The organism is Amycolatopsis sp. DG1A-15b, from assembly GCF_030285645.1.
Lineage (GTDB): Bacteria > Actinomycetota > Actinomycetes > Mycobacteriales > Pseudonocardiaceae > Amycolatopsis.
Genome location: NZ_CP127296.1, coordinates 8,447,708 through 8,460,721 on the forward strand (window position 1 = coordinate 8,447,708; position 13,014 = coordinate 8,460,721).

Annotated in this window: 13 protein-coding genes, 1 tRNA gene and 1 pseudogene; 7 read left to right on the plus strand and 8 right to left on the minus strand. The window is 70.1% G+C overall.

Translation table 11 applies throughout. The features are described from left to right. Positions 1-23 precede the first annotated feature (23 nt). Complete coding sequence (locus QRY02_RS39180) at positions 24-473, minus strand: MarR family winged helix-turn-helix transcriptional regulator (RefSeq protein ID WP_285987780.1); 450 nt, start codon at positions 471-473, stop codon at positions 24-26. 153 nt (positions 474-626) lie between these two features. Between QRY02_RS39180 and QRY02_RS39185 the strand changes: the two genes are divergently transcribed. After that, entirely contained in the window at positions 627-1,589 is a 963-nt protein-coding gene (locus tag QRY02_RS39185; RefSeq protein WP_285987781.1) for an alpha/beta hydrolase, read from the plus strand. A gap of 144 nt (positions 1,590-1,733) precedes the next feature. After that, positions 1,734-2,942 carry an alpha/beta hydrolase gene (locus QRY02_RS39190; RefSeq protein WP_285987782.1) on the plus strand — a complete coding sequence of 403 codons (1,209 nt, stop codon included), beginning with the start codon at positions 1,734-1,736 and terminating at the stop codon, positions 2,940-2,942. A 5-nt stretch (positions 2,943-2,947) separates the two neighbouring features. Here QRY02_RS39190 and QRY02_RS39195 read toward each other — a convergent pair whose 3' ends face one another. Beyond that, entirely contained in the window at positions 2,948-3,835 is an 888-nt protein-coding gene (locus tag QRY02_RS39195; protein ID WP_285987783.1) for a hypothetical protein, read from the minus strand. A gap of 190 nt (positions 3,836-4,025) precedes the next feature. Here QRY02_RS39195 and QRY02_RS39200 point away from each other — a divergent pair, with 190 nt between their 5' ends. Further along, a complete protein-coding gene (locus QRY02_RS39200; RefSeq protein ID WP_285987784.1) occupies positions 4,026-4,703 on the plus strand; it encodes a DUF4383 domain-containing protein in 678 nt (225 codons plus the stop codon). Positions 4,704-4,718: 15 nt separating this feature from the next. On the opposite strand, the gene QRY02_RS39205 is transcribed toward QRY02_RS39200, so the two are convergent. Together QRY02_RS39205 and QRY02_RS39210 are read right to left on the minus strand one after the other, a co-directional pair. Then, positions 4,719-5,726: an SCO0930 family lipoprotein gene (locus QRY02_RS39205; protein WP_285987785.1), complete on the minus strand. Its 1,008-nt coding sequence runs from the start codon at positions 5,724-5,726 to the stop codon at positions 4,719-4,721. Between the two features lie 103 nt (positions 5,727-5,829). Further along, positions 5,830-7,341: a lyase family protein gene (locus QRY02_RS39210; protein WP_285987786.1), complete on the minus strand. Its 1,512-nt coding sequence runs from the start codon at positions 7,339-7,341 to the stop codon at positions 5,830-5,832. A gap of 68 nt (positions 7,342-7,409) precedes the next feature. On the opposite strand from QRY02_RS39210, the gene QRY02_RS39215 reads away from it, so the two are divergent. Further along, a complete protein-coding gene (locus QRY02_RS39215; protein ID WP_285987787.1) occupies positions 7,410-8,051 on the plus strand; it encodes a TMEM175 family protein in 642 nt (213 codons plus the stop codon). 4 nt (positions 8,052-8,055) lie between these two features. On the opposite strand, the gene QRY02_RS39220 is transcribed toward QRY02_RS39215, so the two are convergent. Continuing rightward, positions 8,056-8,598, minus strand: a complete 543-nt coding sequence (locus tag QRY02_RS39220; protein ID WP_285987788.1) for a DinB family protein — start codon at positions 8,596-8,598, stop codon at positions 8,056-8,058. Between the two features lie 211 nt (positions 8,599-8,809). Between QRY02_RS39220 and QRY02_RS39225 the strand changes: the two genes are divergently transcribed. Further along, positions 8,810-9,658, plus strand: coding sequence for a COG1361 family protein (locus QRY02_RS39225; protein ID WP_285987789.1), 849 nt, complete (start codon positions 8,810-8,812; stop codon positions 9,656-9,658). A gap of 63 nt (positions 9,659-9,721) precedes the next feature. On the opposite strand, the gene QRY02_RS39230 is transcribed toward QRY02_RS39225, so the two are convergent. Then, positions 9,722-9,961 (minus strand): hypothetical protein, encoded by a 240-nt coding sequence (locus QRY02_RS39230; protein WP_285987790.1) that lies wholly within the window; start codon positions 9,959-9,961, stop codon positions 9,722-9,724. A 205-nt stretch (positions 9,962-10,166) separates the two neighbouring features. Between QRY02_RS39230 and QRY02_RS39235 the strand changes: the two genes are divergently transcribed. Continuing rightward, positions 10,167-10,239, plus strand: a tRNA-Lys gene (locus QRY02_RS39235). A gap of 301 nt (positions 10,240-10,540) precedes the next feature. On the opposite strand, the gene QRY02_RS39240 is transcribed toward QRY02_RS39235, so the two are convergent. Together QRY02_RS39240 and QRY02_RS39245 are read right to left on the minus strand one after the other, a co-directional pair. Further along, positions 10,541-11,707 carry a tyrosine-type recombinase/integrase gene (locus QRY02_RS39240; RefSeq protein WP_285987791.1) on the minus strand — a complete coding sequence of 389 codons (1,167 nt, stop codon included), beginning with the start codon at positions 11,705-11,707 and terminating at the stop codon, positions 10,541-10,543. Positions 11,708-12,436: 729 nt separating this feature from the next. After that, positions 12,437-12,629 (minus strand): annotated as a pseudogene (locus QRY02_RS39245) (IS481 family transposase); the annotation flags it as partial. A 247-nt stretch (positions 12,630-12,876) separates the two neighbouring features. Between QRY02_RS39245 and QRY02_RS39250 the strand changes: the two are divergent. Next, positions 12,877-12,999, plus strand: a complete 123-nt coding sequence (locus QRY02_RS39250; protein WP_285987792.1) for a hypothetical protein — start codon at positions 12,877-12,879, stop codon at positions 12,997-12,999. The last annotated feature ends 15 nt before the right edge of the window (positions 13,000-13,014 follow it).

Sequence of the window (13,014 nt, forward strand, 5' to 3'; positions counted from 1 at the left end):
GGCTCATGCTGCCACGGGAACGATCACGCCGGCGACCACGCCTCCCGATAGGCGTTGACGGACTCCGTCAACCGGTCCAGTTCGGCGCGCATCCGGGCGAGCCCGGCTTCGTCCAAGCTCATCGCCGCGCCGATCACGTCGGGGATGCCCCGCGCCTTCTCGTGCAGCGCCTTCCCGCTTTCGCTCAGGCTGACGCGGACCGAGCGCTCGTCGTCGGCCTGCCGGTTCCGGACCACCAGGCCCGCGGTCTGCAGTCGCTTGAGCAACGGCGAAAGCGTGCCCGAATCGAGGTTCAGCTCGGCGCCGAGCTCCTTCACCAGCCGGTGGTCCTGCTCCCAGAGCGCCAGCATGACCAGGTACTGGGGATAGGTCAGATCGAGGTCCTCCAGGACGACGCGGTACAGCGACGTCACCGCGCGCGACGCCGAGTACAGCCCGAAGCAGAGCTGGTCGTCCAGCCGCAGCGATGCCATGGCGTCCTCCTCTTCCCTTGGCTGTCCATGGTGCGCGCGATCCGGCTGGGCGGCAACTTAAGTGCGCTGCATCTCATTGCTGTCTATTTAGTTGTGCACAACTGAGTTGCGAACTACCTTCATGGCATCAGCTTCCACCCCGAGGAGGACGACATGACCGCCAACCCGCACAACCTGGCCCTCGAACCGGCCGCACAGGCGTTCGCGGAGGCCACCGACCAGCCGCCGTACCTGTTCCAGCTGGCGCCGGAGGAGGGACGCAAGGCCGTCGACGGCGTCCAGGACGGCGAGATCGCCATGCCTGCCGCCGAGATCGAGGTGCTGACCGTCCCGGGCGGCCCGAACGGCGACGTCGAGACGCGGATCGTCCGCCCGGCCGGCGTTTCCGGTCCGCTGCCGGTGATCGTCTACATCCACGGCGCCGGCTGGGTGTTCGGCGACTTCCACACCCACGAGCGGCTGGTGCGCGAACTGGCGGCCGGGGTGGGCGCGGCTGTCGTGTTCCCCGAGTACAGCCGGTCGCCCGAGGCGCGCTACCCGGTCGCCGTCGAGGAGAACTACGCGGTGGCGAAGTGGGTTGCCCAGCACGGCGCGGAGAAGGGGCTCGACACCTCTCGCATCGCGATCGCCGGGGACTCGGTCGGCGGGAACATGACCGCGGCGCTGACCATCCTGGCCAAGCAGCGCGGCGACGTCACCTTCAAGCAGCAGGTGCTCTTCTACCCGGTCACCGACGCGAACTTCGACACCGAGTCGTACCTGAAGTTCGCCGAGGGCTACTTCCTCGGGCGCGAAGGCATGAAGTGGTTCTGGGACCAGTACACGACGGATCCCGCCCAGCGCGCGGAAATCACGGCGTCGCCGCTGCGCGCGTCGCTCGACGAGCTCGCCGGGCTGCCGCCGGCCCTGGTGATCACCGGCGAAGCTGACGTCCTTCGCGACGAAGGTGAGGCGTACGCGGCGAAGCTGCGTCAGGCCGGCGTGCCCGTCACCGCCGTCCGGTACCAGGGGATCATCCACGACTTCGTGATGGTGAACGCGCTTCGCGAGACGCACGCCGCCGAGGCCGCGATCACCCAGGCCGTCACCGTGCTGGCGCGCGCTCTGGCCGCGTAGTCGAGAAAGCGCTGAGCCCGCCGCACGTTGCGGCCCTATGGCGGAGGTCACAAGGTCGCAACGTGCGAGGGGGCTCAAACGTGATATATACGCGAGTCCCGCGATCCGGGCGCGCATTTCTGCCCGCCCGGAAGGACCGTTGCCATGCACCTCAGCAGCATCCGGCTCGACTCGCCGATCACGATGAGCATCGTGGTCGCCGTGACGCTGCTGGCGATCATCGCCATCCCGCTGTTCTGGGAGCGGTGGAAACGGAAGCTGCTGTGGCGCACCGCCACCATCCTCTGCGCGGTCGTCTCCATCGTCGTCACCACCGGGCTGGCCGGCAACATGATCGGCGGGTTCTTCCCGACGCTCGGCTCGCTGCTCGGCACCGGCGTCTACGCGGCCAACAGCATCGACGTCGAGACGGCCGGGAACGACGAGAGCCTCGAGGTCGTCCGCGACGTGGGCGCGGCGCACGCCAAGGAGGGCAAGGGAACCGTCGTCCACAAGAAGGTGACGGGCCGGCGCACCAAGCTCGTGCGCGACGTGACGTTCTACCTGCCGCCGCAGTACTTCGACCCGGCCTACAAGAGCCTGCGGTTCCCGGTGATCGAGTGGATCCCGAACTACCCGTCCGGGCCCGAAGTCGTCACCGACGGGTACAAGCTGCCGGAACAGCTCGACGCGGCGATCGCCAAGCGCGTGCTGCCCCCGGTCGTGGTGCTCATGCCGGACCCCACGGGCGTCCCGAAGATCGGCCACGACACCGAGTGCGTCGACGAGGTCGACGGCACCGCGAACGACACGTACCTGACGGCGGACCTGCGGGAGTGGGCGCTGCAGAAGCTGAGCGTGGCGGCGGACCGGAAGGCCTGGACCTTCGCCGGCTGGTCGTCCGGCGGCTACTGCGCGATGAACCTCGTGACCCGCCACCCGCAGTGGTACGGCCAGGCGGTCAGCGTCAGCGGCTACGACCGCGCCCAGATGGACGCCGAGACGGAGAACCTCTACAAGGGCCGCCAGGACGTCGACGACGCCAACAACGTCGGCATCACGGTCCGCCTCCACCCCTCCCCGGTGGACATCCTCGCCATCTGGGGCGAGAAGGAGAAGTTCGAGAGCGCGGCCGCCGAGCTGGTCCGCGCCGGCGTCCGGCCGCCGGTCCGGTTCCAGGCGTGGCAGGTCCCGGACGCGGGCCACAACATGAACACCTTCAAATCCCAGATCCCCGAGATCCTCACCTGGATCGGCGCCCACACGACCCCGCCCGCCACGGCGGGCCGGCAGGTCCAGGCCACCGGCGGGGTGCAGCCGTGGCCGCTGCCCCGGTCGGGCGCGGCGGGCGGCTTGGCGGACACCGACCAGTAGCCGGCTCAGCCGCCGAGCAGCGTCGAGACGATCTCCGTGACCCGCTTCGACCCGGTCGCGTAGTCGACCTTGGCGGGGTGCTCGGTCAGCACGACGACGATGTAATGGCCGACCACGCCCGAGGTGTGCAGCATCCGCGTCGGCCGGCAGCACGACCAGCCCTGCTTCACCGCCCACTCCTGCCCAGCTGCGGCGTCCGGGATGCCGAAGTACTGCCGGAACCCGTCGGACCCTCGCTCGGTCGCGCCGCGCAGCGCGGTCATGATCGCGGTCGACTTGTGGTCGAGCAGGTACTGGTAGATCCGCACGATGTCCGCCGCGGTGATGCGCGTGTCGCCCCAGCGACCGGCGTCTTCCGGCGGCCGGGTGCCGGTGAGGCCCAGCTTCGTGACCCAGCGCGTGACGATCGACGGCCCGCCGTAGGCCGTCCAGAACCGGCTCGCGAGGTCGTCGTCGCTGCGGGACAGCATCCGCTGGACCTCCACGATGGGACCGCCCTGTTCGAGCGCGGAAAGCGCGATCAGCAGCTTCACGAGCGACGCGGAGGTGTACCCGCGGTCCGCGCGCACGGAGGTGATCGCCGCGCCGCGCTCCCGGTCGAACACGACGGCGCTGACTTCGCCGTCGCCCATGAGCTTGTCGAGCGCGGCGGCGGTCACCTTGGCCGGATCCACCTTCGACGCGGGCGTCGGTGTGGCGGACGGCTCGGTCTTGGGTGTCGGCGTCGATGTCGGCTCCGGCTCTGGCGTCGGCGTCGCGGACGCCGTTGTGACGAGTTCGGTGACCGCGAGGGGCTGCGGCGCCGCGGCGGAGCTGTGCCGCGCCGTCACCACCACCGCGCCGATCGCCCCCAGGCACAGCCCCACCAGGAAGATGCCGCTCAGCTTGCGCATGCTCCGGATTGCCGGAAAGGCCGTGCGCTGTTCGCCGGAACGGGCCGGTTTGTGGGATAGCTCTCGAACCGGGCCCGATCCGCGAACACACCGGGGCCCTGCGGGCAAGCACCATCGTTTCGCTCACCGTGTTCGCGGGGTACCTGAGGGCGGTGACGGTCGTCACCACCCGCTGGGAAGGACTGGAGTCATGGTTCACGCGAAAGGCGCACGCATCCGGGTCCGAGGCCTGCAGCCGGCGCAGGTGCTGGCCGGACTGGCCGGGATCGCGTTCCTCGTCGTCGGCATCATCGGATTCTCAAGGACCGGCTTCGGCAACTTCGCCGGGCACCACGACACCGGGTTCTGGCGGTTCTCCGCCAACCCGCTGATGAGCTTGGTCCGCGTCGTGACCGGCGTTGTCGGCCTGCTGTTCGCCTTCGGCTCGGGCCGCGCGCGGACGTTCGGCTGGCTGCTGTTCATCGGTTACGGCCTGCTGTTCGTGTGGGGCCTGATGATCGACGGCCTCATTTCGACCAACCCCTTCGCCACCGCCGGCAACCCGATGGACCTCGGGCGCGCCGACACGTGGCTGCACCTCGGTGTCGCCGCGCTCGGCCTGCTGATCGCGGTCCTGCCGGCCCGCCGCACCATCCTGCTGCCCGAAGACGAGACGGTCGACGAGCCGGCGGTCGCCGAGCAGCGCACCGAGGTGATCGACCGGACCGGCCGCACGGACCGGACCGACCGCGTCGACGCGGTCGACCGCACCGACCACGTCGACCGGGTCACCGAAGAACCGCGTCGCCGGTCGTTCCTGCGTCGTGACCACAAGGGGCGAGGCCCGGAGGTCACTCACGAAGAGCGTCCGCCGGGCCTCGCCCACTAGGAGGTTCGGGGTGGTTCAGTAGGTGGTGCCACCGGAACCGGAGGAGTCACTGGTACCCGCACCGCTGCCGGCCGGCGCCTGCTGCTGGCTGGTGGCGGTGTTCGGGTTGCTGCCCAGCTTGCAGCCGGCGGGCTCGATGACGAACCAGGTGCCGTTGACGCCCTGGCCGTTCGCGTCGCCCGGCTTGGTGTCCTTCGAGAAGGTGTAGACGGGCCAGCCGCCGACGGTCACCTGCTCCGAGCCGTCCTGGCGCTTGATGCTGCCGAGCAGCTTCGAGTCGATGCCCTGCAGCTCGACCTTGCCGTTGGAGAGCACCGGCGGCCAGGTCTTGGCGCAGTCACCGTTGCAGGCGGAGGCCTTCTTCTTGGTGTCCTTCTGGAACAGGTAGAGCGTCATCCCGTTCTGGTCGACGATCGCGTCGCCGAGGCCGTCGATCTTGCTGGCGCTGAGCTTGACGCCACCGGCCTCGGAGCCGGTCGCCGCGGCCTGGCCGGCCTTCCCGCCCTTGGCGTTCGCCGCGTACCAGGCGCCACTGACGCCCTGGCCGGTCGCATCGCCGGGCTTGGTGTCCTTGGCGTAGCGGTAGAGCGCCCAGCCGCCGACGGTGATCTGCTCGGTCCCGTCGGAGCGCGTCACCTTCCCGACCATGTTCTTGTCGACACCTTGGACTTGGACGTCCCCGGTCGCCAGCATGGGCGGCCAGGCCTTGGCGCAGTCACCGTCGCAGTTGGACTTCGGCGGCTTCGCGGTGTCCTTGTCGAACCGGTAGAGGGTCATGCCGTTCTGGTCGGTGAGCACCTGTCCGACGTCGGCGACGTCCGCGACGACCAGTTTGCTTTCGTTCGAGGCCGGAGCAGCGTTGCCTACCTGGCCCTGGCCGTTGGCGGCCTGGCCGCCCCCGGTGCCACCGGCCGCCGCGGGGGCGACAACCGGCTGAGCAGTCTCGGCACCCGAGCAAGCGGTGAGCACTGCCAGCCCGGCTGCCGCCGCGGCGACGGAGACGGCGATGCGCGTGCGAAGCATGGAAGTTCTCCTTGTGTCCGTTGGGGTTTTCCCGCCGCTCGGTGCGGCTGCTTGATACCCACTACACGGACACCCGCCGAGGGCGGTTCAAAGAATTTTCGCGCTAGTCCGAACCGCCCGGCTCCGGCCCGCCGAGGGCGCGGTCGCCGAGGGCACGGTCGACCAGGGCGCCCGCCGCGCCGGTGTAGCCGGCGGGGTCGAGCAGCTCGTCCAGCGCAGCTGCCGTCAGCACGCCGGTGACGGCGGGCAGCTCGTCCAGCACGTCCCGGAGCGGCCGGTCTTCGCGCACCGCCCGCCGGGACGCCTCGCCGAGCAGCTCCTTGGCCTTCGCCTTGCCGAGCAGCGGCGCGAGCACGGCGGAGAGCCGTTCGGAGACGATCAGCCCGTGCGTCGACGCCAGGTTCGTCCGCATCCGCCCGGGCGCCGCGGTGAGCCCGCGCGCCAGCTCGGCGGCGGTGTGCGCGGCACCGCCGGTCAGCCGCAGGCACTCGCGCACCAGCTGCCACTCGGCGTGCCAGACCCCAGCCGACCGTTCGTCTTCGGCGAGCATCGACTGCGTGACCCCGGCGGCCAGCACCGGCACCTGCAGCGCGGCCGACCGGATCAGCGTCGCGAGCACCGGGTTCCGCTTGTGCGGCATCGCCGAGGAGCCGCCCCGCCCCTCGGCGGCCGGTTCGGCGACCTCGCCCAGCTCGGTCTGGCTGAGCGTCTCGACGTCGACGGCCAGCTTCCCCAGCGCCCCGGCGGCGAACGCGAGCGCCCCGGCGAGGTCGGCAACCGGCGTCCGCAGCGAATGCCACGGGAGCACTGGAGCGGCCAGCCCGGTCTCCTCGGCGAACGCCGCGGTCAGCCGCTCGGCATAGTCGCCGGCCTCCGCATCGCGAGCCGGCCCCGCGCCGCCGAGGGGCGCCGCGGCTGTGGTGGCATCGCCCCCGCCCCCGCCCCCGCCCCCGCCCCCGCCCCCGCTCGGCTCGCTCGCCAGGCGCGCGTACTCGGCGTACGCCGCCAGCGTCCCGGCCGCACCGCCCAGCGAGACCGGGAGCCCGCCGTCGAGCACGCGGCGGATGCGGACGGCCGCGTCCAGCACCAGCTGCCGCCAGCCCGCGGCCTTGAGCCCGAACGTCGTCGGCACCGCGTGGGCCGTCAGCGTCCGCCCGGCCATGGTCGTGTCCCGGTGCGCGCGGGCCAGCGCGGCCAGCGCCTCGGCCGTGGCGTCGAGGTCGGCGGCGAGCGGCCGCAGCGTCCGGTCGGCGACCAGCATCATCGCGGTGTCGAAGATGTCCTGGCTGGTCGAGCCGCGGTGCACGTATTCCGCGGCCCCGGGCGCGAGCTCGCCGACGGCCGACGTCAGCGCCTTCACCAGGCCGACGACCGGGTTCGCGGTCGCCCGCGACCCACGCGCCAGCTCGGCGACGTCGATCCGCACCCTGCCCGCGGCCTCCGTGATCGCGCCGGCGGCCTCCGGCGGCACCGTCCCGACCCGCGCCTGCGCCCTCGCGAGCGCCGCCTCGGCGTCGAGCATCGCGCGCAACCAGGCCTCGTCCCCGGTCGACGCTTCGGCCGGCGTACCGGCCCGCACCGGGGAGAGGAGTCCGGAATCGGGGTCGACGGTCATGGCGTCAGCATCGCACGCGGCCGCCCTCGGCGACGGCCGCACGACCGGGTCTGGCACGCTCATCCGCCATGACCAGCGCCCCGTCCATCGAGGACACCGCCGGCTCCGAATCCCGGGCCATCGCCGCCGAGCGGCTGACCTTCTTCTCGGACGCCGTCGTCGCCATCGCGATCACGCTGCTCGCGCTCGAGCTGCCGCTGCCGGAGGGCGCCACCAGCGCCGAACTGCTGCGGTCACTCGGTCATCACCAGTCCGAATACGTCTCCTTCCTGATCAGCTTCATCGTCATCGGGGGCCACTGGCGCGCCCACCACCGCCTGTTCAACTACGTCACCACGCTCGGCGGCGGGCTGGCCCGCCTCACCTTCGGCTGGCTCCTGATGCAGGTGGTCATGCCCTTCGCCACGAAGGTGATCTCCGAAGACGGAGGGTTCGAGTTCCGCTTCGTCTTCTACGCCGTCGTGCAGGTCATCGCGCTGACGCTGTTCCTCCTCATGGCCCGGCAGATCAAGCGGAACCACCTCTACCGCGCGGACACCCCGCCGGAGCTCTTCGGCACGGTCTACCGCGGGATCGGCGCGATGATCGCCGCGTTCGCCCTCTCGATCCCGGTCGCCTTCTTCACGCACTGGGCCTACGCGTGCTGGATCGTCGTTCCGCTGGTGATCAACCTCCTTTCCCGCTTCCGCCGCCGGACGGCAGCTGCCTGAACCGTCATTCGCCGGTCGCGCCGTCGATCCGCTCGCGGATCAGGTCGGCCTGGCCGATGTGGCGCGCGTACTCGCCGATCATCCGCAGCATCAGCCAGCGCAGGGTGAACGGTTCGCCGGTGCTGAGGCGAGTGCCGGTCTGCTCCAGCGAGCTGGCCGCGACGATCTCGCGGGAGCGCGCGCATTCGGCGTGCCACAACGAGAACGCCTCGTCGACATCGCCGCCCAGGTCCGTGAAGTCCTGTTCCGGGTCGTCGTCGGAGTAGTAGAGGTTCGGGACGTCCTCGCCCGTGAACTGGATCCGGAACCACCAGCGTTCGCAGCCCGTGAGGTGCCGCAGCAGCCCGTGCAGGGTCAAGGTGGACGGCGGTACCGAGCGTTCGGACAGCCGTGCCGGGTCGAGGCCGGCGCATTTCAGCTCGAAGGTGCGCCGGTAGTACTCGAGGCTCTCGGTGAGCGCTTGGCGCTCGTCAGCGACCGGCGCCGGGTCGGTTCTGGGGCCGGTCAGGCGGGGTGGCGGCGTCACCGGGACGGTGTGTTCGGTCATGCGCGGAGCGTGCCACAGGGGTCCGACAATTTCGGTGCGCTGCTGCGGTCGGTGACCGGGCAACCTGGGTGAAAGCCCAGTTCAAGCACGGTTTCGCGAACCCGGTAACGAATTTCGGGGTGCGCCGATCTGATCTTCGTCACCCCTGCTGCGCACGCCAGTTTCACCGGTCGGAGCGGCACCCCTCGGTTCGGAACCAGGAGATCACAACATGCAGCGAACCGGACGAAGAGCCGCTGTGCTGGCCGCGCTGGCGGTCGCGGCCCTGGGCGCGTCGCCCGCCGTCGCGTCCGCGGCCCCGCCCGCGAGCACGATCGACGTCAGCGCGACCACCGTGCGCGCGGGCACCACGTTCACGGTCACGGAGCAGCTGACCAACCCGGCGGACTTCACGGTCACCGGCGCGAAGGCGGCGCTCTACGTGAAGGAGAAGCCGATCGCCGACGTGGTGGACCTGGTCTCCTGCGCCGGGGCAATCGCGCCGTGCGCGCAGTACCTCAGCAGCTTCCGGGGCGGCGTCGGCGACCTGGGCGCGGGCGAGAGCCGGACGGTGACGTTCACCCTGCGCGTCAAGGACGACGTCGCGCCCGGCCAGTTCACGCTCCAGCACCAGTTCGCCGGCGACAACTACGCGTTCGCCGTCGAAGACGGCCCGGCCGTCACGATCGCCCCGCCGGACGAGGCCGACGTCAAGGTCGCGCTGACGGCCACCCCGCGCCCCGGCTTGGTCGCCCGGGTCGACTACGTGATCAAGGTGTCGAACACCGGCCCGGCCACCGCGACCGGCGTCCGCGTGACGGCGAACCCGGGTTCCGGCCGCACGGTTGCCTCGATGACGGGCTGCACCCGCTCGGGCGCCACGCTGACCTGCGCGATCGGCACCCTGGCCCCGGGTGCGTCGGCCACGGCGAAGTTCACGTCGGAAGGCGGCGTCTTCGCATGGGGAGCGTTCACGACGACGGCTCAGCGAGCGGCGAGCGCGCCGGCCGACCCGGAGGCGGCCAACGACAAGGCGTCGAAAAAGTGCACGGCTTACACGGGCCTGCTCGTCCAGTGCTGACAGCGTGACGCGCGGGGCCCGGACCGGGCCCCGCGCGTTTCGTCCAAGTTCGTCCAAAGAGGATCAGAGCGCGAACACGGCCGAGCGCGCCCGCAGCACTGCGTCTGCGGTCTCGTCGGCGTCCTGCTCGGTCGTGTCGATGACGTGCCGTTCCAGCTCACCGAGCCCGGCGAACGCGGCGTACATTCCCTTAAGCGGCTCGACGTCGGTGAGTTGCGGCGCGTCGCGGGCGGTCCCCCGGGCGAGGGTGACTTCGAGGCTGGGCCGGAGTACGACGTAGAAGCTGTCGGTGTGCAGGTGCACGGTAGGCCGAACGCCGTCGGCGGCCACCCCCCCGCGCAACGGTCGACTTCCCGGCACCGGGCGGCCCGGTGAGGATCAGCAGCGAACCGGCCATGAAGGCATCGTGACCAGCCGACCGGCGAAGAACCAGTCTTGACCTCCCCCGAAGCCTCAGCCGGACCCGGCGTGCGAGGGCCTGACCGGGGCCTGGCTAAACTGGGGGAGCGGGCCGTTAGCTCAATTGGTAGAGCTGCGGACTTTTAATCCGTAGGTTCTGGGTTCGAGCCCCAGGCGGCCCACTCGATCGACATCCCCGCTGACCAGCGGGGATGTTCTTGTTTGTCGATCTTGCAAGCCTTGGTTGTGATCATGGGTGGGCTCCCGGTAAGCCCGTGATGGGCTCGGGGCCGCCGTGGCGGCGCCGAGGGCGTGTCGCAGCGGGGTGGGGATCGGGTTTCGGGCAGGTCGCAGCCAGGGCAGGTCTTCGTGTTGACCTGTCCTTCGCCGGGTCGGTGACCGTCCTTTCGCGGGTTGCTGCGGACTGCCCGGGGGCGGAGTCGTTGTGGGCGGCCAGCCGGGTGGTGGGCTGTGACCAGCGGGTTAAGCCGCGGCTGCGGGGGTGCTGCGTAGTCGTGCGCTGGTGGCTTTTGCGGCGCTGAGGACGTGGTGGATGGTGGCTTCGGCGGCTCGGCAGGCCAGGTCGGGTAGGACGCTGACGTAGGTGTCGGCGGTCAGGACGATGCTGGAGTGTCCGAGCATGGCTTGGACGGTTTTGAGGTCGTTTCCGGCGGCCAGGGAAAGGCTGCCGGCGCCGTGCCGTAGGTCGTGTAACCGGATCGGTGGCAGGTCGGATTCGTCGTTCAAGGCGCGGAATAGGTGGGTCAGATGTTGCGGGGTGAGCAGGTCGCCGGACCGGGTCGTGAACATGAACTCCTCTGATCCGGGGCCAACATCTCCGGCGGTGTTTTCCCGGTACTGACGGAGCAGGGCGATGGTTACGCTGTCGAGACCGATGACTCGGTTGCTGGCTTCGCTTTTCGGTTTGCCGATCTCGATGCGTGAACCGTATTGGCGGATCTGTTGGGAGACGGTCAGCAGGCCTTGATCGAGGTCGATATCGCACCACCGCAATCCCGCCGCTTCGCCGCGGCGGAGCCCGAACAGTGCGATGAGATGAAACAGGGGATAGAGCGGGTGGTCGTGGATGTGCTCGAGGAATGCGCGGGTCTGCTCGACGGTCCAGACCGCAACCGGTGGTCGTTGCCCGGTGGTCTGCCATTGCGCAATCCGGGGCGCGGTCCACACGACTGCGTGCGGGCGTCTGCCGGTGGGCACGTGGACGTGCCAGGCCGGGTTGGTGGGGAGGAGGCCGCGCCGCACGGCGGCGTTGAGGGCTGCCCGCAACGTCGAGTGGACGTGCCGCAGTGTGCCCGGCCGTAGTGGATGGCCGGACGCGCCGCCGTCGCGGATGAGGTCGGCCACCATCGCCTGGATCCGGTCCGCGGTCAGCTCCCGCACCAGGTCACCGCCCAGACAGGGGATCAGATAGTTCTCGACGCTGGTGCGGTACGAGCACAACGTGGAGCCCCTCAGATGGACGAGCGTTGCCAGCCACAGGCGCAGCCACTGGCCCACGGTCACCGTCGCGTCCGCCAGCTCCCGTCCGCCGGTCGCGCCGAACTGCTCTCGCTCGCTGCGTGCGGCCTCCGCGGTGGCGAATCCGCCGCGCCGCAGCTGCCGTCGCCGGCCGTCCGGCCACGGTGTCACCTCCAGGCGGTAGTACCAGCTCCCGTGCCCTTCCCGGGCTGCATCGGGACACGACGCGCCCAATGGTCGGCCGGTCTGCCTGCTCCGGCACCCGCACCGCTTGAACACGCCCGCCGACGAATCCACTTCCACGTCCGTTCGAAAGATCAATAGAACTAGGCTCGGCCATCCTCGCGTCTGTGGCGCAAGTCCAGCCGCGCGACCTCAAACCCGGTGCAGCGATTGGCTTGGGTGGGGATGAATGACCCGCGTGCCGTACGTCAGCGGACGGAGTTCGCTACGAAGAGACCGACGCTTGAGCCATGTCCGGCTCCCGCGTCGTGCCGATACCGCGGCGGTGGCGATGCTCTGACCTGGTTCCCGCGCAGGGTGGCTTCGCTGAACTGAGCACGTGGGGAGTCTGCGGATGCTGGCTGAGCAAGCCGGCCGACCAGGTCAGCGCGGCCATGGTTCGCAGTGCGGCGGCGAGGCCGTCGATCCCGCGTCACCGCGTGTCGCCGTCCGAACTGATTTCCTCGCTTACGGGCTTCGATGGTTGCCTCCAGCGGGAGCCCAGCACGTCAGCGTCTCACGGCGGCCGAAGCGCGATCCGACGTCGAATCCGATGCGCGGCGACGAGAGTTTCCGGTACTTCTGACTCGCGAGATCGAACTCGGCCACGGTGACCAGATCGATGTGCGCGCACCTGTGGTCCTGTGGTGAACCGCTGCGCTGTTTCCAGAAGCACGGCGGCCGGTGGGGGCGCGTGCGTCTGTGGACGATGCCCGCCTCGCGTAGCGCGTCGCACCAGAGGCAAGACTTGTAGCAAGGCTCGTTGTCGGTCAGTACCCGAGCGGCGGGTGACCCCGGCGGCGGTGAAGAACGCGACCGCGGGTTCCTCGGTCTCATCACCCAGGATCTCGCTGTAAGCCAGCCGAGAATGATCGGCCGCCTCGCGACGTCGGGTGCCACTTGGTGCTGCTGCGCGACCGGCCGGAACTGATCACGGTGGCCGCCGTGGAACTGCTGTACTGGACCGGCTCCAGCCTGCCACTTCCGGCGTACAGCAACCGTCGACGTCGAGTGACACGGTCAGCACACGTCAAAGCGGCGGACAAGTGGTAGCGTGACTGGCATCCGGCAAGAGGGATTCCGGGGCCACGTTTCTGCTTCGCAACAGTCCGGCCCCGATGGAGATCCGCCTGATGTTCGCTGCAGTGCTGCCCCGGCTGGCGAGTATCGGCTGGCCGGGTGACGTACCGAGGATGCGCGGCAACTTCATCAACGGCGTCAAACGACGCCCCTCCGTGTGACCACGTCCTAGGGAG

Excerpts from the sequence above, each read along its gene's own strand:
- QRY02_RS39180 (WP_285987780.1), bottom strand. The coding sequence starts at position 473 with ATGGCATCGCTGCGGCTGGACGACCAGCTCTGCTTCGGGCTGTACTCG.
- QRY02_RS39185 (WP_285987781.1), top strand. The coding sequence starts at position 627 with ATGACCGCCAACCCGCACAACCTGGCCCTCGAACCGGCCGCACAGGCG.
- QRY02_RS39190 (WP_285987782.1), top strand. The coding sequence starts at position 1,734 with ATGCACCTCAGCAGCATCCGGCTCGACTCGCCGATCACGATGAGCATC.
- QRY02_RS39195 (WP_285987783.1), bottom strand. The coding sequence starts at position 3,835 with ATGCGCAAGCTGAGCGGCATCTTCCTGGTGGGGCTGTGCCTGGGGGCG.
- QRY02_RS39200 (WP_285987784.1), top strand. The coding sequence starts at position 4,026 with ATGGTTCACGCGAAAGGCGCACGCATCCGGGTCCGAGGCCTGCAGCCG.
- QRY02_RS39205 (WP_285987785.1), bottom strand. The coding sequence starts at position 5,726 with ATGCTTCGCACGCGCATCGCCGTCTCCGTCGCCGCGGCGGCAGCCGGG.
- QRY02_RS39210 (WP_285987786.1), bottom strand. The coding sequence starts at position 7,341 with ATGACCGTCGACCCCGATTCCGGACTCCTCTCCCCGGTGCGGGCCGGT.
- QRY02_RS39215 (WP_285987787.1), top strand. The coding sequence starts at position 7,410 with ATGACCAGCGCCCCGTCCATCGAGGACACCGCCGGCTCCGAATCCCGG.
- QRY02_RS39220 (WP_285987788.1), bottom strand. The coding sequence starts at position 8,598 with ATGACCGAACACACCGTCCCGGTGACGCCGCCACCCCGCCTGACCGGC.
- QRY02_RS39225 (WP_285987789.1), top strand. The coding sequence starts at position 8,810 with ATGCAGCGAACCGGACGAAGAGCCGCTGTGCTGGCCGCGCTGGCGGTC.
- QRY02_RS39250 (WP_285987792.1), top strand. The coding sequence starts at position 12,877 with ATGGAGATCCGCCTGATGTTCGCTGCAGTGCTGCCCCGGCTGGCGAGT.